20 protein-coding genes are annotated in these 22,437 nt (G+C 46.6%); 3 read left to right on the top strand and 17 right to left on the bottom strand.

The features are described from left to right. Nucleotides 1-37: 37 nt before the first annotated feature. The gene (locus Q1B47_RS02675) at nt 38-1,300 is read left to right on the top strand and encodes a valine--pyruvate transaminase (protein WP_299788198.1); all 1,263 of its coding nucleotides are present in this window, start codon (nt 38-40) and stop codon (nt 1,298-1,300) included. 303 nt (nt 1,301-1,603) lie between these two features. On the opposite strand, the gene Q1B47_RS02670 is transcribed toward Q1B47_RS02675, so the two are convergent. From Q1B47_RS02670 to Q1B47_RS02660, 3 genes are all read right to left on the bottom strand, one after another. Beyond that, the gene (locus tag Q1B47_RS02670) at nt 1,604-2,467 is read right to left on the bottom strand and encodes a tetratricopeptide repeat protein (RefSeq protein ID WP_299788195.1); all 864 of its coding nucleotides are present in this window, start codon (nt 2,465-2,467) and stop codon (nt 1,604-1,606) included. 919 nt (nt 2,468-3,386) lie between these two features. After that, entirely contained in the window at nt 3,387-3,779 is a 393-nt protein-coding gene (locus Q1B47_RS02665) for a hypothetical protein (protein WP_299788192.1), read from the bottom strand. A 488-nt stretch (nt 3,780-4,267) separates the two neighbouring features. Beyond that, nucleotides 4,268-5,047, bottom strand: coding sequence for a TSUP family transporter (locus tag Q1B47_RS02660; protein WP_299788189.1), 780 nt, complete (start codon nt 5,045-5,047; stop codon nt 4,268-4,270). Nucleotides 5,048-5,186: 139 nt separating this feature from the next. On the opposite strand from Q1B47_RS02660, the gene gcvA reads away from it, so the two are divergent. Continuing rightward, nucleotides 5,187-6,074, top strand: coding sequence for a transcriptional regulator GcvA (gene gcvA / locus Q1B47_RS02655; RefSeq protein WP_299788186.1), 888 nt, complete (start codon nt 5,187-5,189; stop codon nt 6,072-6,074). Nucleotides 6,075-6,156: 82 nt separating this feature from the next. Here the strand turns inward: gcvA and Q1B47_RS02650 are convergent, their stop codons facing one another. From Q1B47_RS02650 to Q1B47_RS02625, 6 genes are all read right to left on the bottom strand, one after another. Beyond that, on the bottom strand, nt 6,157-8,127 hold the full coding sequence (locus tag Q1B47_RS02650) for an NERD domain-containing protein kinase family protein (protein ID WP_299788183.1): 1,971 nt from the start codon (nt 8,125-8,127) through the stop codon (nt 6,157-6,159). 109 nt (nt 8,128-8,236) lie between these two features. Further along, on the bottom strand, nt 8,237-8,623 hold the full coding sequence (locus tag Q1B47_RS02645) for a ribonuclease E inhibitor RraB (RefSeq protein WP_299788180.1): 387 nt from the start codon (nt 8,621-8,623) through the stop codon (nt 8,237-8,239). A gap of 17 nt (nt 8,624-8,640) precedes the next feature. Further along, nucleotides 8,641-8,874 carry an RNA-binding S4 domain-containing protein gene (locus Q1B47_RS02640; protein WP_299788177.1) on the bottom strand — a complete coding sequence of 78 codons (234 nt, stop codon included), beginning with the start codon at nt 8,872-8,874 and terminating at the stop codon, nt 8,641-8,643. Between the two features lie 159 nt (nt 8,875-9,033). Next, on the bottom strand, nt 9,034-9,570 hold the full coding sequence (locus tag Q1B47_RS02635; protein ID WP_299788174.1) for a GNAT family N-acetyltransferase: 537 nt from the start codon (nt 9,568-9,570) through the stop codon (nt 9,034-9,036). Between the two features lie 30 nt (nt 9,571-9,600). Next, nucleotides 9,601-9,879 carry a peptidylprolyl isomerase gene (locus Q1B47_RS02630; protein ID WP_299788171.1) on the bottom strand — a complete coding sequence of 93 codons (279 nt, stop codon included), beginning with the start codon at nt 9,877-9,879 and terminating at the stop codon, nt 9,601-9,603. Between the two features lie 169 nt (nt 9,880-10,048). Continuing rightward, nucleotides 10,049-11,899, bottom strand: coding sequence for a DUF885 family protein (locus Q1B47_RS02625; RefSeq protein ID WP_299788168.1), 1,851 nt, complete (start codon nt 11,897-11,899; stop codon nt 10,049-10,051). Between the two features lie 123 nt (nt 11,900-12,022). On the opposite strand from Q1B47_RS02625, the gene Q1B47_RS02620 reads away from it, so the two are divergent. After that, entirely contained in the window at nt 12,023-12,532 is a 510-nt protein-coding gene (locus Q1B47_RS02620; protein WP_299788165.1) for a diguanylate cyclase, read from the top strand. A gap of 66 nt (nt 12,533-12,598) precedes the next feature. Here the strand turns inward: Q1B47_RS02620 and Q1B47_RS02615 are convergent, their stop codons facing one another. The 8 genes from Q1B47_RS02615 to Q1B47_RS02580 form a co-directional block, all read right to left on the bottom strand. Continuing rightward, nucleotides 12,599-13,858 (bottom strand): tetratricopeptide repeat protein, encoded by a 1,260-nt coding sequence (locus Q1B47_RS02615; RefSeq protein ID WP_299788162.1) that lies wholly within the window; start codon nt 13,856-13,858, stop codon nt 12,599-12,601. 2 nt (nt 13,859-13,860) lie between these two features. Beyond that, on the bottom strand, nt 13,861-14,481 hold the full coding sequence (locus Q1B47_RS02610) for an energy transducer TonB (RefSeq protein WP_299788159.1): 621 nt from the start codon (nt 14,479-14,481) through the stop codon (nt 13,861-13,863). 1 nt (nt 14,482) lies between these two features. Next, nucleotides 14,483-14,887 (bottom strand): biopolymer transporter ExbD, encoded by a 405-nt coding sequence (locus Q1B47_RS02605; protein ID WP_028768254.1) that lies wholly within the window; start codon nt 14,885-14,887, stop codon nt 14,483-14,485. Between the two features lie 13 nt (nt 14,888-14,900). After that, nucleotides 14,901-15,428 carry a MotA/TolQ/ExbB proton channel family protein gene (locus Q1B47_RS02600; RefSeq protein ID WP_299788154.1) on the bottom strand — a complete coding sequence of 176 codons (528 nt, stop codon included), beginning with the start codon at nt 15,426-15,428 and terminating at the stop codon, nt 14,901-14,903. Continuing rightward, a complete protein-coding gene (locus Q1B47_RS02595) occupies nt 15,428-16,783 on the bottom strand; it encodes a MotA/TolQ/ExbB proton channel family protein (RefSeq protein WP_299788151.1) in 1,356 nt (451 codons plus the stop codon). Before Q1B47_RS02595 ends, Q1B47_RS02600 begins: the two co-directional genes overlap by 1 nt. Beyond that, on the bottom strand, nt 16,783-17,565 hold the full coding sequence (locus tag Q1B47_RS02590) for a DUF3450 domain-containing protein (protein ID WP_299788148.1): 783 nt from the start codon (nt 17,563-17,565) through the stop codon (nt 16,783-16,785). The genes Q1B47_RS02595 and Q1B47_RS02590 overlap by 1 nt, the downstream gene beginning before the upstream one ends. A 594-nt stretch (nt 17,566-18,159) precedes the next feature. Further along, on the bottom strand, nt 18,160-19,116 hold the full coding sequence (locus Q1B47_RS02585; protein ID WP_299788145.1) for a class I SAM-dependent methyltransferase: 957 nt from the start codon (nt 19,114-19,116) through the stop codon (nt 18,160-18,162). 104 nt (nt 19,117-19,220) lie between these two features. Beyond that, nucleotides 19,221-21,848 carry a TonB-dependent receptor gene (locus Q1B47_RS02580; protein WP_299788142.1) on the bottom strand — a complete coding sequence of 876 codons (2,628 nt, stop codon included), beginning with the start codon at nt 21,846-21,848 and terminating at the stop codon, nt 19,221-19,223. Nucleotides 21,849-22,437: the final 589 nt, after the last annotated feature.

The raw sequence follows: 22,437 nt of genomic DNA, 5'->3' as shown, positions 1-22,437 counted from the left end.
TTCTAAAGCCATTTCGGTATTTTCAGGTGTAGGTGTCATGCAGTTTTCAAAGTTTGGTGAAAAGTTTAATCGTTATTCCGGTATCAATCGCTTGATGGATGATCTCAACAAGGGGCTGCGAACGCCCGGAGCCATCATGTTGGGTGGTGGCAATCCGGCAACGATCCCTGCGATGCAGGATTACTTTCACCAGGCGACAGGCGAGATGCTGGTAAATGGAGAGCTGGTCTCGGCACTGGGTAACTACGATGGCCCGCAGGGGAAAAACACCTTCCTGAGGGCCTTAGCGGATCTGTTACGTGAAACCTACGGCTGGGATATCAGCGAGAAGAACATCAGCCTGACTAACGGCAGTCAGAGTGCATTTTTCTACCTGTTTAATCTGCTGGCGGGAAAGCAGCTCGATGGCAGCCACAAGAAGATACTCCTGCCCCTGGCTCCCGAGTATATCGGGTACAGCGATGCGGGCCTAGACGATGATATCTTCGTCTCCTTCAGGCCGGAGATCGAGCAGTTAGACAACCGCATGTTCAAGTACCATGTGGACTTTGAAAAGCTGGAGGTGGATGACTCGGTCGCCGCCATCTGCGTCTCCCGCCCGACCAACCCAACGGGCAATGTGCTGACCGATACAGAGGTCGCCAAGTTAGACAGATTAGCCCGGGCCAACGGTATCCCGCTTATCATAGACAACGCCTATGGTACCCCCTTCCCCAATATCATCTTCGAAGAGGTTACCCCCTTCTGGAACAGCAACACCATACTCTGTATGAGCCTCTCCAAGCTTGGCCTGCCGGGCGTACGCTGCGGCATAGTGATAGCCAACGAAGAGACGACTCAAGCACTGACAAACCTTAACGGCATCATCAGTCTGGCCCCCGGCGGTTTCGGCCCGGCCATCGCCAAACATATGATAGAGTCAGGCGATCTGCTGCGCCTGAGCGAAACGGTCATCAAGCCGTTCTACAAACAGAGATCTGAGTTTGCCGTATCTTTGCTGCAGCAATCCATCACAGATAGTCGATTCAAGATCCATAAACCCGAAGGGGCCATGTTCCTCTGGCTGTGGTTCGATGAGCTGCCGATCACCACCATGGAGCTGTACGACAGACTCAAGGCCCGTGGCGTGCTGATCGTCCCCGGAGAGTACTTCTTCTTCGGCCAGGCGGAACAGTCAGAGCATAAATGGGACCACGCCCACCAATGCCTGCGGATGAACTATGTGCAGGATGAAGCCAAGATGCGCGATGGGATAGCGATTATCGCCGAGGAAGTCACTAAGGCTTATGCGCAAGCCTAAGCGCCAAAAGGGTTACTTGTCGGATAACAAGTTTTAAGTATCTTCTTAAGTTTGTTTCATTGGGCTGATTTGGTACTTGGCTGCATGCTGAGTACCAAAGGGTTTTGGTTATTTATCACCCGACTTTGGTTTCGATAAAGTTATCTCTGCGATTGGATATTCATTTATAAGCACGGATGTTGATAAAACCTTCTTAGAACAGAAGATCTAAGAAGGTAACAAAGAATAAGAAAAGTAACTTGAACTGTTTAGCCTAACTTAATTAGCTCTGTCCGCTTAGCTCACCACGGCCCCATAACATTCTCATCTTAAATCTCGATAATAAACAGCGCCTTCAATTCGGAACTGCACTGTTTCCCTGCCCCAATCAGATAGCAACACATCTCTTACTCTTAAGCTGTCCATTTCAGTACTGCATCCCCAAAGGTGAGCGCATGTTCTTCCTGCGATATTAGAGCCGGTGCCACTTAATGTATCGGGCCTCGCATTATTCAAGCGTTCTATTTCAGCATCAAAATATGCGTGATAGTCCGGAGCAGTAACAACTATTGTTTCCATCTCTCCTTTAGGGCTGGATAATCCACCATCCTCTCCAAGTTTAAAATCATCATTATTAACCAAAGCAGAAAGAGTCGTTAGCTTGCTTGATAGGCTGTTATCGGATGCCAAAAGATTATGTGAAAATACTTTTGCCTGATAGTTCTTTAACTTATAGGCCTGACTCAACCAATAATCGGCCTCTTCTATATCCTTTAAGCCGAATGACTCACTGATATATATCTTGCCCAATACGAAAGAAGCCGGAGAAAAGTCAACTTTGGTAGCCCTCTTTAAATAGTTCACTCCTCTATCAACATCTTTATGTTCGGTATCCTGAAGGTACATTACCCCTGCTTTATATTGAGCCGTAACGACTCCAAACTTAGCCGCTCTTCTAAACCACTTAAGGGCCTTCTCAAGGTTTTTCTCTGTACCATACCCTGCATAATACAGTTCACCTAACGTTGCCATGGCCTCAGAATGGCCTCTTTTCGTCAGAATTTTATAAGCTTTAAAATACTCTTTGCATTCCGAGGTGTCACAAGCCTCCAGATAATTAGAAGCTGCAACTTGTTGAGAGAAACAAAGTATAAAGAGCATTATTGCTCCATAAGTGAATCCTTTCATAGCTATCCTTCCGTTAAATAATCAAATGTCAGACACTTTTTCTAGCAGTGTTTTTACAAAAACACAACAAAACAACAGACACAACATCGAGAGTCCAGCTAATTAAAATCACTGGTAATGATAAAGTGCTAGAGACTTTGTATAGTGACCCCCCCCTAAAGTGTGATAGAGACGAGTTTGAACTGACTCCAGCTAAATATTAAAAGTTAAGATGTGTAACTCGTCTTCAGAGACGTACTTCTTCGGGCAGCCAACACGCTTTACTTGTCGGATAACAAGTTTTAAGTATCTTCTTAAGTTTGTTTCATTGAGCTGATTTGGTACATGGCCGCATGCTCAGTAGCAAAGCTTTATTGCTGTTTATTGCTTGCAGCAGGTGTCATATATGGATATATCGATGTCGTGATCACATGGATGTGAAAGAACGACCTTTAATGTAAGTAATCTCTCTGGACGCTATAACTTCTTTATAAATAGATAGGTCCCTATACGCTCTGCGGTTTCAAACAACCTCCCTGTTTAACAGCCAGTTCGATAAAGTATGTCCATATATAAATGCCACTTCAGCTTCCTTGCTTCTCGTTCATAAGCTTATGGCTTTGCCATATTCACCCTATCTCCCGCTCGAAGAGTGTCACCTTGTGAAACCTTGCCATGAAACCGAAGCTTTCAAGTTCACTTGCATCCGATTATTCATCCCTTCGATTTAAACCTTAAGTAACTTTTAGACAAAACTGAGTTAGTGCTTTGTCTTTGGCTCCTGAGATTTAGATTGGGAATGTAACATTATTCGTAGGGACAAATTCACTGTGAACAATTTATCCTTTTCTGTTAATTTTACTCTTTACTCTGACCCGAATTATTGTGCGCAAGCCCGAGTTCAAAAACCACTAACTTTTGCCCAGGAAAGCTAACCTTTTTAATACTCCTCAAGGAACACGTTTAGTTCGAAGGTTTCATAACCACACTTAGTTTCTACTGGAGTAATATTTTCAAATTCCTGAAATTCGTAACCCGCCTTTTCGACCAACACATTGTGTGGCGTAAAGTCGTACCCGCCGCTGAGACTATACATTGACTCACAATTGCTATAACTAGATCCATAAAACACTTCGTGGTAACCGTCACGGCTTATCGTAACTATGCCATCACAAACATTTAAAGGCTGGCTATTAGCGTCATGAAATTTAACTGTGACTGCATTTATGATCACAGGCTCTGTGACTATTGGGCAATCAACTACTTCTGCTGAGTCACTATTACAACCAAATAATATAAACATGGCTAATATTGAAAATAACGTTAACCGCACTGAATGCTCCCTATTCATAGTTATTAACACCTAAAACTAATGTTACAAGTATATTGCATCAATGCTACATATCGATTCGTGACTAACTTCAATAAAAACAACAGGTATTTTAATAGCATGAATGGCTTCAAGGAAACATTTTGGTTGGCCTCCCCCACAGCACAAAGAACTGTCTAAGTTGACCCTCACGCTTTCTGTCGTAGTGAAGTTATATAGGAAAGACATAAATTTGGTATAGAAAAGGAACACTACCAATGAAGTAAAAGGAAGCTTTAAGAAACCATCAATGCACAGCTATATGTCGTCATTAAAGGATGCAGTGGCAATAGGTATTTAGGCCACTGTTTTGTACAAACTGGAGTGCTCCGCCGCGCAGGCATGTGATAACGATGAAGGTAAAATTTATAAACCCATGTTCAAATAAAAAATAAGCCAAATGGATCAACATAGAAAATGTAATCAGCCTTCATTCGAAGGCCGACCAAAGGCTATAGCCAATAAAACAGCTCATATTGGTCTGACAGCAGTTTCACACTCATGGCGATGGACATGACAACCACCAGCGGCTTGATGATCTTACTGCCCTTGGTAAGTACCAGACGCGATCCCAGGGTGGCCCCCAGTGCCTGACCGATCAGCATAAAGCCGCCCAGCATCCAGGCCACCTTGCCGCCAAGGGCGAAGAATATAAGCGAGGCGATGTTGGTGGAGAAGTTAAGTACCTTGGCATGGGCGGTCGCCTTGGCCAGACCAAACCCCGCCAGGGATACGAACGCCAGGGCGAAGAAGCTGCCGGTCCCGGGGCCGAAGAAGCCATCGTATAAGCCCACGGCCAGAGCGGCGGTGAAGGCGAACAGCGTTGGCGTTAACACCCTGTGTCTGTCATCTTCACTGATCTTCTTAGAGAAAAGAAAATAGGCGCCTATCGCCAACATCAAAAACGGCAGCAGCACCTCGAGAAAAGCGGTGTCTATCATCTGCACCGCGATAGTGCCCAGTGCAGAGCCGATGAAGGCACAGAGTATGGCAAGCTTCATCTCCCCCAGCTTGACCATCCCCTTGCGGACAAAATAGAGGCTGGCGAAAAAGCTGCCGCCGCAGGCCTGCAGCTTGTTGGTCGCCAACGCCGCGGTCGGGGGCAGGCCCGCCCACATCAGGGCCGGGATGGTGAGCAACCCGCCACCGCCGGCAATCGAGTCAATAAAACCTGCCATTACCGCCACGGCAAACAGTAATGCGATAAGTTCATGGGAGAGTTCGAAGGCCATCAGTATTTCTCATCTCTATCTGTTACATCTATGAATGGGGCAATTAAACGCTGTTTGCACCTTAAAGGCAAAGGAGTTATCTTCCCTCTAGCGTGAGAAATTCTCACCTACTGTACACATTAACGCAATAAGAGCCACCATGCACAGCCAATTACCACCTTTAAATTCACTACTTGCCTTCGAGTCTGCATCCAGACACCTGAGTTTCACCAAGGCCGGCAGTGAACTTTTTGTCACGCATGGCGCGATAAGTAAGCAGATAAAGGTTCTGGAGGAGTATCTGGGGGTCCCCCTGTTTGTGAGGCAACACAGAAAGCTGCTTCTCACAGATGAGGGCTTGCGATACCTGCCGCAGATCCAGGCGGCGCTGCAAACCATCAGCCATGCGACCGAGGAGATTAAGTCACAACCTCTGCTCACCCAGAGCCTGTCAATCAATGTACTGCCCAGCCTGACGATTAACTGGCTTATTCCAAGGATGGAGGAGTTTAAACGCCGCTACCCTCACCTTTATGTCGACCTCTCCATCGGAGACTTTGCCCTGGACTTTGACAAGAGCCCCTGCGATATCGCCATCAGAAGCGGCACTAAGCCCCCACAAAACTGCAACTATATTAAGTTGATGGATGAAGACCTCTGCCTGGTTTGCTCACCTCAGATAGCCTCGCAGCTTAAAACCTTAGAGGATATCAACCAGATGACGCTGCTTAAGCACACCACGCGGCCGGAGCTTTGGCCCTACTGGTCAGAGAGGGTCGGCCTGTCATTGACCACGCAAAAGAAGTTCGGCATGGAGCACTTCTACATGCTGAGTCAGGCGGCGGTAAGCGGTATGGGGCTTGCGCTGATCCCTAGGTTCTTCATTGAGGAGCAGCTTGCCGACGGCAGTCTGGTGATCCCCTTCGATTCGAGCTTCTCCAGTCCCTATACCTACTACGTGCTGACGCCCAGGTCGAAAAACCTGCCACTGAAGGCCAAGGCCTTTATCGACTGGCTGCTGGAGATATTTGCCCCCTACAGAAACTAGCACCTTGTAGCTCGTAGCTCAGCCAACCATAAAAAAGGAGAGGTTCAAACATCGCCTCTCCTCATCACCCTTTGACCATGGGTTACACTAAACTATCGGCCACATCGAAGGCTTGCAGATAGTTAACGCCACCGACGACATCAAACTCGAAGTTTAACACCTGCATACAGGTGTCAAAGGTCTTCTCGCCGAACCACTGCTTGTCGAACGAGTTAAGCGCCTGAATGATCCCCTCCTGACCGCCGTCGCCCTGTAGCGACACCGGCGCCAGTGTCGCGATAAAGCTGGCCACCAGGCCATAGAGATCTTTCTCGGCATCGCCCTCGGCCTCCCACAGCTTAGGATCCGCGTAGCGGCTGGCGTAGTGACTGGTGGCAATATCCAGCCCAATGCCGAAGTTGACCAGTATCGCCTTCTCCTGGTTACAGATGATATTTTTAGGGCAGATGGCACCATGGTAGATATCCATCTGATGCATATACTGAAGGCCGGTCAACAGCTGGGTAAACCACATCACCGGCTGCCCCAGCTGAATGTCTGTCAGCTCATCGAGGGAGGCGCCGGGCTCCCATGAGCGGGCGATAAACAGCTCTTCACTCTGAGGCAGCTGACCGAACCCCAGTACGTTTTCGACATGGGGATGGTGCAACCTGGATAAGCTGCGATAGAGGTTACTCAGAGTCGGCCAATTAGACTCGACCTTGCTGTATATCGACACGCCACACTGATACTGCCCCTGTAGATGGGTCGCCCGCCAGAACTGGCTGTTTGACGTGGCGGCGATGAACTGTTCGAGCCGATAGTGATGATCGACTATCGCGCCGACGGCGATCTCCACCCTCTCCGGCCGGGCATCGCACACGCCATTATCGATAAGCGCCGACAGATCGCAGCGGATGGCATCGAGATCGACGCTGCCTCCTTTGGCCGCCATCTGATACCACTGATATACCCGTGGCTGCATGGTCTGCTCCGCCAGTGCAAGGAAGCCGCGGGCATAGGCCTGTATGTCTTCACTGACATTAAGGTTATCCTTGATATCGATAAATTCGACATCCCCCATATCCGATATGAAGACACAGTTACTGGTCCAGCCGCCTATGGTGTAACCACGGCGATGGATCTGCTGTAAGCCGGATACAGAGCGTCTTAAGATCTCCAGCAACTGGTAGGTGGTGAGCTTCTCAGTTTCCAACACATTCAGCGGCACGCCGCGTGGCATACGGATAGGAAGTACTAACTGCTCTCCATCCTGAATGAGCGGCGCACAGTAGGGAACACCACAACAACCGGCCAGCGCCTGCAGGCGTTTAAACTCGGATCTGAGCTGAGTCTCATGATTTTGTGATTGAATTTGGTCGCTAAACTGAGTCGGGATAAGAATTTTCAGTAACCAGGGCGCGGTCCACTCTCCCGGATTATATTCCGCCTGCCAAACTTCCAGACCACTCTGAATGAAGAGGCATTTAAGCTTGGTAAAGTCCTGGATCTTGTTGTTTCGTTGCTCGACCAGGGCTACCTGACCTATGGTGTTGAGCACCATCTCTTTCTGCTCATCGGTGACCTGATGACTACGCGGCGCGGTGAGCCCCCACTCCTTGGTTAACGCCGCCACAATCTGCTTCGGTGTGTAGATGCTGAGCGAGCCCTGCTGTTTTTCCAGCTCGATCTCCTCGCCTTTGCGACCGGTGACAAACACCATCCCCTGACACCAGGGCGCGTAAACACCGACCGGGATCTTATGCTTGACGTTACCCGCCAGCACCCGAGCAACATAGTTCGCCTTGGCCAGGCTGTTATCGACCTCACGACCATCGAGTGACCAGGCATGAAGCCCCGCATCGAGCCTGCCGATATAACCCTTTACATCGACAACATAGACCCCCCACTCACCGATTACCAGGGCATCGACCTCCATCGCCTGCCCCGATTTTGTCGGGATCTCGACGTTGGTCAGCAGTATATAATTTTCCGGCAACTCGGATGCCAATAGAGAAAATGCCCAACGCTCGGCGTCATTCACCGGTGTTCCGAAGCTTATCTGTTTTGCCATTCTCCTGTCCCTCTGCGGCAATTTGTTGTTTTGGTTATATTTGCAGCCCATGATGAATTACAGGCATAAAAAAAGCCACTCAAAAGTGGCCTTTATTTAACTGCAGATATCAGTGCTGACAGTCGTCGCCGCACTCATGTTCATCATCGGCGAACTCGTCATCGCCCTCCTGATGCTGCATCACGCCCCAACCGTCGGTTGCGCCACCGAACTCGCCAGCAAAATCGTTGAGCTCCACCTCTTGATCGACGATAGCCTGGTACTCGGGAACCATGTTGATACAAACGATCAGCTCCCACTTACCCACATCATCGTTCAGGTGAAGTTCCATCTCCCCCTCGAGCTCAGACTTGGCCAGCTCTTCGGTCGCAGATTCTGCGTCTCTTTGATCGTCAAACACAAGGAAGAAATCGACATCCAGCGGCTTAGTCAGATCGATACCCGCATCGGCCATCGCCGATAACATCTTGCCATTATCATCATCTGGGAATTGCATAATATACTCCGTCTGCTCTACTGCGCCGCTACTATCTGAACCGATTGGCCGTTGAATGAAACCACTTCACCGGCACGCACCTTCTTACGTTTACGGGTTTCGACAACGCCATCTACGGTCACCATGCCTTCACCGATAACGAATTTCGCCTCTCCGCCGCCGCCAACCATGGACTCGACCTTCAAAATTTTATATAGCTCTATGAACTCTTCACCCGGCAATAGTGCCAAGGTCGCGATTTGTGCTGTCACACGATTTACCTTTAATCAAATGTCTGGCGAGAGTATAGCACTCACAGCAATACAAAATGTAGCGATTATCTTCGATTGGATCTGTAAATAGGCGATGTCGGCCCAGGAAGGGAAGGTAACGCAGGAGAAAGAGTTAACCTTGAAGCAGAGGAAGTCGGTTTAGCCTGCTCTCTCCTCACTGAGTAAGCCATAACTGCAGTCGTCAATCCAGGTGTTGTCGAGTTTGTAGTTATCTCTGAGTATCCCCTCTAACTGAAAGCCGTTTCGCTCAAGCACTCTTGCCGAAGCGACATTGGCTTTGGCGCACAGGGCGATAAACTTATGGACCTCGAAGCTATGGGCCGCCCAGTCGATGACCGCTTTCAGGCTCTCGGTGGCGTAACCTTTTCCTTGTCCCTGTGTGGCCAGCATGTAGCCTACTTCGGCATGGCCAAACTCGAAGTTTTTACAGTAGAGCCCGGTAAAACCGATGAAACGTCCGGTTTCCAGCTCTTCGATGACTAAGGTCAGCCACTCTCCTGAACTGTAGGTCCAGGGTGCAAGCCTATGCTCGAACTTCTGCTGCAGCGTCTCGATATCTTCGGGCCGTCTGACAAATTGATTTATCACAGGGTCCTGGTGAATCGATAAAAAATCACTCCAATCATCGCGATTCAGGGAGCGAACTTTTAATCTGTCGGTATAAAGCTCGAGCATAGTAATATGACCGGATATCGCTACAGGCGATTAACCGCGGCTGGTCACTTCAAGCAGGTGATAACCGAATTGAGTCTTAACCGGGCCCTGCACTTCGTTAAGCGGTGCGCTGAATACCACCTCATCGAACTCTTTAACCATCATTCCGGGACCGAAAGAACCCAGATCGCCACCTTGAGCGCCAGATGGGCAAGATGAGTTGGCCTTAGCCACATCACCAAAATCTGCGCCAGCTAAGATCTGTTGCTTAAGCTCTTCACACTGAGCTTCAGTACTTACGAGTAGATGTCTTGCAGTGGCTTGTACCATGTTATAACTCCTGACAATAAATATGTTTGCTTAGCCCCTGATTGAGTCAAAGCAAATGACTACAAAAAATAAACCCAGCTAGTATAAAACATTAGCCGGGTTTAAAAAGCATTAATATGAATAACCTGAACTAAAGTTCAATAGTCCGGGGTTATCAGGATATACGCGATTATTTCTGAGTTTCTATCCAGTGATCTATCTTCATCTCCATCACGGCCATAGGCAGAGAGCCAGAGGTCAATATCTGATCATGGAAGGATTTGAGATCGAACTTATCGCCCAGCGCTTTCTCGGCCTTTGCCCTTAATGATAAGATCTTTAACTGGCCGACCTTATATGAAAGTGCCTGCCCCGGAATCGCCATGTAGCGCTCCACTTCGGCGATGATGTCCGACTCTGCCATTGGCGAGTTATCTTTCATATATTGAATCGCCTGCTCACGGGTCCAGCCCTTAGCATGCAGACCCGTATCGACCACCAGTCGCATGGCACGCAACATCTCATCTGATAGCTTACCGAAGTATTGATAAGGGTCCTCGAACAGGCCCATCTCGATACCTAAGTACTCAGCATAGAGAGCCCAGCCCTCTTCGAAAGCGGTGTAACCGCCAAAGCGCTGAAACTCAGGTACGCCTGAAAGCTCCTGCTTGATGGCAATTTGGAAATGATGACCCGGTGCCGCCTCATGTAGTGATAGGGTCGTCATCCCCCACTTAGGCTGAGCCTTTAGGTTGTATGTGTTGATGTAGAACACACCCGGACGCGAACCATCGACCGCTGGCGACTCGTAAGATGCTCCTGCCGCGGATTTTTCACGGAAGCTCTCTACAGGCTTAACCACATAGTCAGCCTTAGGCATGACATTAAAGTAGTTAGGCAGTTCTGCGTTGATCTTATCTTTCAGCGTCATATAGCCATCGATCAAGCCCTGACGCTCGTTGAAGAAATACTGAGGCTCAGATGACAATGAGGCGAAAAATGCCTTCAAATCACCTTCAAATTTTACCTGCTGACGAACCTTATCCATCTCAGACAGAATACGGGCGACTTCGCCGAGGCCTATTTGATGTATCTCATCGACAGGCATAGTCGTTGTCGTGTGGGAGTTAGCCAGATGCTGATACCACACCTTACCATTTGGCAGCCCCCACCAACCGTCACTGGCTCGAGCGACAGGCAGATAGGTTGTGGCAAAATAGGTTTTCAGGGACGCCAGTGCAGGCAGAAGTTCATCAGCGATTAGCTGAGTGTACTTCGCCGTGACCTGCTCCCTTTCAGCCTGGGTAAAGCTTTCCGGTAGCTTATTAATCGGTGCATAGAAGAGGCTGTCACTGGCCTTTTCAACCAGCTGCGCCTCCAACTGGGGAATGATGCGTTCGACCAGGACACGAGGCAGAACGACCTTACTCTTTATCCCCTCATCCATTCTCTCTTGCGCAAGCTTGGTCCAGTTGATGAAACCTGACAGACGCGATGCCCAGTTATCATAGTCTTCAACCGTGTTGAAGGGTTGCGCACTCTCACCACTGCCCAGCTGCACCATGCTGATCACTGTGCTGTAAAACTGGTTCATCGGCATGAAACGCGACGGGAATGTTTCGCTGACTAAGGCAAGGTTACGATCATAGCTGAACATATCATAGCTCAGCTGAAGAGCCGGAGAGAGCTGGCTTCTGTCGATCTGTTCGACCCGTTTAAGGTAGCCTGAGTTAAACTCATGACGAGCCTTGAGATACGCTTCGGTGAGGTCCCCTCCAAACTTGTCATTGTAGTCATTGACACCAACAAACGTCGCGTAGATAGGTTCCAGCTTGAGATAATCTTTAAAGTAATCGTCAACGAGGGCCAGGTACGCCTGCTCGACCGCTTCATTATTAGACGGTTGAGCCTGCTTAACTTGAGAAGTTTGACTATTTTCGCCGCGTGTACTGACCGAACTATCTGCTCCTTTTTTACTATCTGAACAAGCCGTTAGCCCTAGCACCAATCCGATTGATACCGCAAGTAAAGCTTTTTTCATTTAATCCCTCTCTCTTATTCTGTGCAAATGCTTGTTATTTTCTATACTTATAGCAATTGATATTACTTGATCGTGTGATTAGCCCCCCATTAACAGATATGTAAATGGGATAGGAGTCAGCCAATGATCTATTCCTTTCGTAACTCAGGCTTCAGAGATCCTGAGACCGGTGTCTACAATCAGACCTACTTCATGGAGGTCTTTAACCGTGAGTGGCATCGCCATATAAGAGATAACCAAAGTTTGGCGTTATTGTATCTTTGCCCGCACATACATGAAACAGTTAAGCAACCTCATCTGCTCGAATTTTTTATGAAACAGGTGCAGGAAGCCATACTTAGAACAACAGATCTTGTAGCCAGGCTCAACAATAACAGCTTTGCATTAGGTTTATTCAACATAGACGAAACCGGCACTCAGATCGTGTTGGAACGAATTGAGGAGAAGATTAAACAGTTTAACCTTGAATATGCCAAGCAACACACGAGTCACGTGGATTATGAACTCGCCGGCTGCATATGCACCCCAGAGCAAGACCTGAGCATCGAAAGTATTTTCAAAGATGTCGAGAGCTTAACTTATGAGTTGGGCCAAAAGAAAAGCAAGAACGTAGAACTGCGCCACCTTCAGTGAATCATCAAGCTTCATGTAAGAATTCAAAAAAAAAGGCCCCAGAGGGGCCTTTTCAATAGAACGAATCTACAAGGTTACGTTGTGGATACGAGCCTTCTCTTTAATATAAGAGATGTAGCCTTTAGCTGAACGGGCTGTCTTCTCATCTTTAATCGCTAAGTTACAACGCTTATACGCTGACTTATATTGCTTCAGATTAAGATAGGCCAGAGCCAATTCAAATTGAGCCTCACCGGGGTGGTCAATACCGGCATCCAATGCCTTCTTAAGTACCGGTACGGCAGCCTTAGACTTACCATCCAGTGCTAAGATACGGCCCTGACGCAGATAGTACTTACCATTGTTACCGGCCTCGGCAGCCTTGCCATAGTATAACGCGGCTTCTTTCAACTCTTTAGCCGTATGATAGAAACCAGCCAGAATAGCAAGAGTCTTCTCTTCCTCTTTTATCAGACCCGATTTCATATGCTTTTCATAGATCTTTGCTGCACGGTATGGCGAGCCATTCTGTGCAAGCAACTGACTCAAACGAGTGATGTTACCCGCAGTCTCTAAGAAGCCATTCTTATACGCTAAGTCATAGGTGGCTAACGACTTGGTATACTTTTCAGTCATCAGATAGAACTGAGCCAGCTGAACCCACAGACGTTTATCGTCCTGGAAAAGCGGTACCATAGTCTCAAGCACTTTAACTGCTTCAGGATACTTCTTCTGATTGAAGTAAGCCGTTAGCTTCATCTGGTACAAACCTTTATCGGGTTTGTCACTGATGGCTAAGCCCTTATCTGCAACCTCAAGTACCTTATCCCAGTTTTTCTGTTCAGAGTAAGCGATACCAATACGACGATAGATCTGAGCTTCCTCTTTACAGGTAAACTCCATCCATCTGTAGTAATAAGGGATAGCTTCTTTGAACTTCTTCTCTTGTAACAGGAGATCGGCATACAAACGCAATGTTGCCGCGTGATCCGTACCACCTAAGATATCGTAATCGACAGCTGTCTTTAGATACTTAACCGCCGTTCCCATCTGTGACTTCTCGGCGTAGAAGTTACCCAACATACGGGCAATATACGCTTTATCGAAGTCATGTCTCGGACTGGCTTCAAGCAGTACAGCGATAGCGCCGTCGATATCACCCTCTTGATATGCTTTGAAAGACTTTTGTACTTTCTTGGCAGAAGCTTGGCCGACAGCCTTCGACTGTCGCTTATCGATTTCACACTTCTCGGCAGCATTTACTGCTGGAACCAGAGCTAAACTTCCACCTAAAGAGAGCAGTAAGGCCGCTGCTATACTAGTCGATTTAAAACTAACTTTACGCATCGTTATCTGCCTCCTTTATCCAGGGTGAAGTCAAGTTGTACTGACATACCAGGTTGCTTTAATGCTTTACCGTCAACGATCTTCGGCTTGTACTTCCACTTTTTAAGTGCGCGTTTAGCTTCTTTGTTGAACAAACGCTTAGGTTCAGCCTTAATGATCTTGATATCTTCTACGCCACCAAGTTCATTAATTGTAAAGCTAAGTTGTACCCAACCCTCTTTACCGTCACGTGCAGCCGCTATCGGATACTGAGGCTCGATTCGTACGATAGGTGTTGCATCACCATCACGTGTCATCATGTTGCCCAGTTTGAAACCGGTATTTGCGCTACCCGCTTCAACTCCACCCATGTTAAACGACATGTTCATATCTACATCAGATGAACTGTCTGGCGGAGTAGTATCCGGCTTAGGGGGTTGCTCCGGCGGCGTAGGCGGCTTCGGCTTTACCCTTGGTTTTTTCTGTGCTGATGCATCATCTTTGTTCATGGTAATTTCAATGACAGGTGTTTCTGTCGAGGCATCGTGGCGGGTTGGACCGCCACCTACCAAAAACGCCATGAAAACAAACAAAGCAAAAGTCACAGCACCACCAATAATTAATGATACTATTCCTCTCAGCATATTATTCGTTCCCCGCCGATACAGAAATCTTATCGATACCCGCCGCTTTAACGTTATCCAATACCTTAACCACTAAGCCATGTTTAGCTTCCTGGTCGGCCTGAATAAGTACTGCAGCTTCAGGTGCTTCTGCAAGCATACGCTCAACGTTTGCAGTTACACGCTCGATATCAACCTGACGATTTTCCATCATGATAATGCCTGTCTTGCTCACACCAATAAAGATGTTCGCTGAAGGCTTCTTAGTCGCTTGAGACGCTTCAGGCTTGTTATAGTCAAGACCCGATGGTTTAACAAACGATGTTGTTACAATGAAGAAAATAAGCATGATAAACACGATGTCGAGCATCGGTGTCATATCAATCTCTGCTTCCTCTTCTACGCTAGAATGCTTTCTACGTGCCATATTCAATCTCTCTCTAGTGGTGCGGCAGGCTGTCTTTTAGCTTTTCTAAGCTGATTTTCATTTTTGCGTCAAGACGAGTACTGAAGAATACTCCCGATAACGCCGCTACCATACCTGCCATCGTTGGCATGGTTGCCATTGAAATACCAGCTGCCATCATACGAGCGTTACTCGTGCCATGAACTGCCATCACATCGAATACTGATATCATTCCGGTTACGGTACCCAGTAGACCTATCATAGGACAGATTGCAACTAAGGTTTTGATAAGCAGCATACGTGCCGTTAAATCTTGCTTCGCTTGGGATACCCAAGCTTCACGGATGCGGTGTGCGTACCAAGAGGTTGAATCCTCTCTCGCTTCCCATGCGCTAATGATTGCTTTGTGCTCTTTTGGTGATACCCAATTCAGATACCAGTAACGCTCAAGCATCAATACCCACATGACAAACAACACTGCCGCTACAAGCCAGAGGACGTCGCCTCCGGAGGCCATGAAGCCCCTGACGGAATCCCAGATGTCCATCAGGTATAGCATCATTAGGCTTTCCTCTTCTCAGCGTGTGAAGCAACAATTCCTGCACTTTGCTCTTCTAGAACTTGAACAACAGACTTGCTACGTGCGATTACAACTGCGTGCATAAGCATTAGCGGTAGTGCGGCAACCAGACCCTGTACGGTAGTCATAAGTGCCATAGAGATACCACCAGCCATTAGCTTAGGATCACCTGTACCGAACAACTGAATGCTCTGGAAGGTTGCAATCATACCGGTTACGGTACCAAGCAGACCCATCATAGGTGCAATAGCAGCCAGAACCTTGATAATTGAGATACGCGTTTCAAGAGCCGGTGTCTCTTTCAGAATCGCTTCATCAAGCTTCAGCTCAAGGGTCTCAACGTCAACGTCTTTGTTATCCTGGTAAGCCTGTAGTACACGACCCAGTGGGTTGTTACCTGGGTTTTCAAGATCTTTACGCTGTCCATTAACCTTAGCACCAACAACATAAAGTGTGATTAGACGCTCGATAGAGATTAACGCACCAAGAACGAGTAGACCGATAATGATGTAACCGATGGTTCCACCAGCTTCGATACGCTCTTCGATAGTCGCTTTCTGTGTAAAGATGTTAAGTAGAACACCTTTAACCGGGTCGATATAAAGCTTAGCCGCACCAGAAGTTGTAGCTTCGAATGGAGCAACAGGCTTTGTCTGATAGCTGTCAGGCTGCTGTGAAAGCTCCTGAACTAAGCCAAGGTCAGCGTTATAAACAACGTACTGGCCATCTGCCAACAGGTTGAATGTACCAACACGAGTAATGGTTGTGTTACGAACACTGCCATCGATGTCAGTCACTGCGCCTTCAAATTTAACGACTTTGCCAGACTCAGCCATCTCAAACAGCTGCTCTTCCCAGAAACGCTCCAGCTCGTCGATTTTTGGTAGCTGCTTACGTGCACCTAGGTCGGCGATGAATACATCACGGCCCGGGTACTGTGCAGAGATGTTAGAACCCGCCAGCTTACCGGCGAAGTCACCCGCATCACCTTTAACAACACCAAACATCTCACCCAGGTCACCCTGAGCTGTTTTCAGATCTTCTTCTAACTGACCGATTTTACGCTCGTTATCCAAAAACGCCTGGTTTAGATCTTTACCACGTTGTCTTTCAGCAGCCAGAGCATTTTTTTCACGCTTAAGAAGTGCAGCCTTATCGCCACGCTCATTCTTAAACTCTTGCTCACGCTTCTTGTTGATTTTAGAAGCGTTGGCACGATCTGTTTGAACCTGCTTAAGAAGCTGGTCGATAGACTTAGGTGCATCAGCTGCGCTAGCAATACCTGAAGATAATGACAGGGTTGCAGCAACGATCGCTGTAGTAAGTAACTTCTTCATTATTGTGCAGCCTCCGCAGCAGGAATTGGTAACGAGAATAGATCCGGTGCACCCTGTTTACGTGCAATACGAATACCTTTAGTCAGTTCACGTAGGTAGCTATCTTCCAGCTTATCCCACACTTTAGTTTCATCGTTATACATCCAGCCAGACTTGCCGTCCAAGCTTTGAGCATAAAGTGCAACTCGACCCAGGTTGAAGAAGTCTACAAGGACCTCTTTACCGTCTAGTTCCAGCTTACCGGTTTTAACTGCAACGAAGCTGCCGTATTCACGCTCGATGCTGTAAGCATCAAGAATAAGGCGGTACTTCTCAGCCAGAGTAACCTCTGCGCTGTTCAGTAGTTTCTTCAGGTTCTCAACACGCTCAACACGTGTTTCAGTGTTGAAAGGAAGATCCAGAGCAACAAACTGCTCCAGTGCATCAACCATCTTGAACATCAGAGGAACAACACCTTGACGTAGAGCGTCAACGCCATTGATGTCATCTTGAATTGATTTCATTGTAGCTTCCTGGTCTGCAACCAGACCTGCTACGTAATCATTATAAGATTTTAGTGATTCACGCTCATCTGCAACTGAACCATACTCGAACACCATGTCCTGAGCTTGGTCAAAGTACTTATCGACTTTCTTTTGGGATGCTGCTGCTTCAGCGTGAATTTTGCTGTCAGCCTTCTGAACGTCAGAAAGTGGATCGGCAATCACTAAGTTAGAGCCTGCTAAGGCTAATGCGCCTACGAGCGCTGTAGCGATTTTTGTTTTATTGCTTACCTTGGACATAGTTCCCAACCAATTTGAAGTAAAATTAAAAAGGTTTAACTTATTAACAACATGGAGTTCTGCTTATTTTTGCAGGAATCTCCAGTCTATAAGTATGTCTTTCTCTTGTGATTGTTAATTATTATCTTATTTTTCTACGCCGACGAAGGCGTAGCACCGCTGGCATCATTTCACAAAATGTTGACCTGTGTCAACAATTGAAGCGGTCTAAAACTATCAGAAACCGAGCTTAAAGGATGGAAAAGAAGCAAAAGGGAGTTTTTTAGACAAGTAAGTAAAATTTACATTAACAATGGAGTAATAAAAAAAACGTCAAATACCACCTTATCATATGTTTTTAAAGGCTTTTAAGATGTTAACACCCCACTCAACAATTTAACACTTAATTAACAAAAGCTGGTTATACCAGTATACATTTACAGGGCTAATTAAGAAGATTTATTGTCGAAATCGCGCTAATTAAACGTTTTACATCAAACTCACAAGCGGTGATCTGGGAAATTGGCCGCAGATCACGCATTGCTGTAAAAGTAGATCTGCGCCAAAGACAAAATTTAACCAACCAAGTGAATGATGTTGTTTATCATTTAGTAACTATTTTTTATTAATCAATAGATTCCAACCCAAGGTGTCACTGTTTTCATCGACGACCGTTGAAAGCCGCTCCAGTGAAGCGCTGTGCTGTGGGATCAGTTTTATCAACTCTGCGAGTGACGCTTCAGATTGTGCTGCATCGATCAGTTCAGATAATCTTATATCCAAGGTTTTTATCTGCTCTGTTGCGAATCTAATATAGTTTTTTTTCTTCTCCAGACTCCAGAATAATCCTGTCTGAAACAGGGTCGCGACATAATTCAATAATTCAGAGTCTTTAAGTGCCGACTCATCTCTGTTAACCAGCACACCGATCGAGGCATTAAGCTGTTTTCTTAGCGCCTCGCAACTCTGATCCTGCTTAGCTCTATCCAGATCCTGCTTACTCTTTACCTCTCCCATCTTCTCAACGATACCGTTAAGCAGTTTGAATATCTCTTGTGCCTCATCAGACTTCACAATCGACAGTATTCGACGGTTTCTGTTGAGAATCAGCGAGTTCTCATGGTGCATCACCAGTGCGAGTCGCCCGTTAGTCTCAAGCACTCTTAATGCCTCGGGAAGTGCTTTGTTAAGGTCGGCATACTCGATACCATATTGAGAGATCACCAGAGAAAAATGCTCATTGTCGAAAGGAAGATCGATACAGTCGATATTGGAGATCAATTGAACACTGAGGTTTTCAGCCAAATTGTGTGAGTCGATATCGGTCTTGATATTTGCCAGATCGACACCTATCACCTCACCTCTCTTTTTCCCGTTTTTTATAGCGTCGCTTACCATCAAAGGTAAGGCACCGTTACCGGTCGCGAGATCCAGTACCTTAAAATCATCTTTTAACTCGGCGAAGTGAGGTGTCCATAATTTATTTAACACCCCGGTATAGTTACCGGTAAAGCTCTCACCAAAAGAGGTCAGATGCCCTTGTTCCCAATAATCGCTCCAATGGCTGTTCATACTACTCACTCTCGCTATTGTAATTATTTGAAGATAATACAGAAATGCAGTAAAAAAAAAGACCCTTTCGGGTCTTTTTCATTATTTTTTTAAGAACTTAGCTCTTAGAATCTGATTGTGTAGTTCGCACGGAACTCACGACCATAGTTGTTATACAGATCTGGATCTTCGAACTTACCGTCTGAAGATAGTACTGGATCTTCGTCAGTTAAGTTGTTAACCGCCAGCATAACCATTCCGAAGTTACCCATATCATAGGTGTAGCTGATGTTATGGATTAACCATGAATCCAGCTCTCCATCAGGAACAAGAATACCAGCATCGTTCTTTTCAGAAGTTTCATAAGTGCTAGATGTGTAGTTCATGTTCCAAGACAGACGGTGGTCGTTCATTGTATAAGTCGTAGTAAATACTGACTTATAGTCTGGCTGACCAGCCCAACCGGCTGTATCTTGAGCCGCTGCACCACCTTCAACTTCTTCTGTATAGTCAAGAACGAAACTGTTGCTCCAGTTGACACCGAAATCACCGATTTCAGTTTCGAAGTTCGCATTCAAGCCAACGTCGATACCCTTGATCTGCAGCTTATCGCCATTACCGTAACCGGTACCAACTTCTAGCGCCTTACCTAGCTTGCCATCGACACCAGGAGCACGGTCAACATAGAAAGTATCAGTTGTTTCAAGCTTACCTGAAGCGATACCTTCCATCACGTTAGTAATTGTACGACGGCTGATTACGTTATCGATATTCAGGTCGAAGTAATCGACTTTAACGCCGAAGTTATCAAACACATCCCATGCAACACCTAAGTTGATGTACTCAGAAGTTTCAGGACCTAGGTCAGCGTTTGCACTGATGTAGGTATCATACTGCTTAGTCGGACAGTCTGCGATGCCATTAGACTGACAGTATGGGTTATCGATACCTGAGTCAGCACTGAAAGTTGTCGCTGCATAAAGCTGATCCAGTGCCGGTGCACGGAACGCCTCTGAGTATGATGCACGTACAACGATATTATCGAGTGCCTGCCAACGGACAGAAGCCTTAGGTGAAAGGTTATCACCGAAATCGCTGTAGTCATCGTAACGAGCCGCGATGTTAAGCTCTACGTCATCGACAATTGGCAATGCCGCTTCATAGAATGCAGCCCAAACTTCACGACCACCGGCCGCTGAGTTACCAGCACTACCACCAATCAGACCAGCTTCAGATTGTGCATCATAGATCTCTGCGAAATCCTGCTCGAAGTACTCCATACCGAAGTAGTGAGCGACTTCACCGCCTGGTAGTTCGAATGCGTCGAAGTTAATACCAGCGTTATACTGGTGGAACTCTGCGCGGCCCTGAGTCAGAGTCGTCGCCTTCATGTTGTTAACGCCGGCTTCAGAACCTAGATCGATTCCATTCGCTTCGTTATAAGCAAGACCTGAGTAGCTTAAGTAGTACTCACCAACAGACTTGTTATCGGCCTTGTTGTAGTGGTAGTAGAATTCCCAAGCTGCATCATTCCAGGCACTGATAGTACCGCGAAGACCTGTCAGGTAATCCTGGTTGTAATCTTCAACGTTACCGTCACGGGTACCGATATCAACCCAACGGAAGTAACCTTTAGTCTCTTCGCCATATGGGTTATGTGGGTTATCGGCTGACATGTTGTTCCATGCCGCTGCTGGCGGTGCATAACGACCGAATGAGTTGTTCTGGGTGAACATGATGCGGCCAAACCACTCAACATCTTCAGCAACTTCATAGTTAGCATCAACGTAGACAGTGTTACGGTCAACCGATGCCTTGTTATAAGATACGTTACCGTATGCATACATACAGTAAGTTGAACCTGGGCCCCAATCGACGTCAGCCTTAACTTTACGGAATACGTCAGAACCATACTCTGCAACTAATGCGTCACACTGAGCAGAGGCTTGAGCTTCAGAGAAATCAGGAGCAGCTACGGTAGCACCATAGATTGACCAACCATCAGTGTCTACATATGCCTGTGCAGTGTCGTAGTCGCCATTGATTTTAGCGGCAGTGTAATCACGAGCGGCATCAGAGATACCTTCACGATCCTGGTGATCGAAGGCAAATGTGATGTTACCCTTATCCATTTCATAACCGGCAACAACCGAGAACTCTTTACTTGTCAGGCCGCCATCTTGCTCACGGCTACCGCCGCCAACGTTAAACTCAAGACCCTGGAAGTTCTTCTTCATGATGATGTTAACAACACCAGCAATCGCGTCAGAACCGTAAGTAGAAGACGCACCATCGGTCAGGATTTCGATACGCTCAACAGCTGCCATTGGGATAGCGTTAAGGTTTGCCGATGCACCACCAAGAGTTGGTGAACCAGGGAAACGCTTACCATCGATCAATACCAGAGTACGTGAAGAACCGGCACCACGCAGGTTAATGGTTGCTTGAGACTGAGCTGAACTACCAGAACGCTCAGAGAAAGAACCGAAAGAGTTAAGGTTACTGTTACGAAGCGCATCGGCTACGGTAAAGTTACCTTCAACCTTCATATCGTCGGCAGTAATGGTTGTTACAGGAGAAGCACCTTCAAGGTCACTACGCTTAATACGTGAACCAGTTACTTCAATTCGTTCTACTTTATCAGCTGATTCTTCATCAGCAGCAAATACTGTAGGTGCTGCAAAAGCTGTTGCTGCAGCGCCACCAATTAGTGCAAAACGCACTGAATTAGCTAGTAAGCTGTTCTTATACATGTTGTTTCTCCCTGGACTCTATTTTTTTTTATATTATGAGATGTATCCAAATGAACATAAATCGTTACACCTGAGTACATTCGCAAACAAATAGAACCATACATGAAACATTTAATCAACATTCTCAAAGTTTTTTTTACAGGAGTGATATCTGTTCGACTATTTTGTATACAGCGAGTCGTAAAAATCTGAATTTTATAGAGAGATTTAAATATCAAATTTTGGGGAGATTGCGATAGTTGCTACAGGGAAGATCGCAGAAGAAGGTGAAAGAGATATAACAACAGCAATAAAAACAAAAGGTTGCAGTTTTGTACGGCTTGATAGATAAAATTAGATAGAGTGCAAGTTGAACCAATTTGCTACATGGATATGCAAACATATATAACAGAATGATAATTAAGTAGTTATGTATTTATTGTATCGACGCCCCATAACTGTAAACATTAAGTTACACCTGCAGATGTATTCACCGATGAGACACTTCCTTAAGAACCCATTGATTTAAAGATAAATAACAGTGTTCTGCTCATCAATAAATGCTACAAACCTCCAGGTTATCGTAAGTTCACACAAGTTATGCTCCCCC

The sequence above is a fragment of the uncultured Shewanella sp. genome, assembly GCF_947501225.1.
Classification (GTDB): Bacteria; Pseudomonadota; Gammaproteobacteria; order Enterobacterales; family Shewanellaceae; genus Shewanella.
The sequence above is the reverse complement of the archived record's forward strand: the minus strand, read 5'-3'. Positions and strand labels throughout refer to the sequence as shown.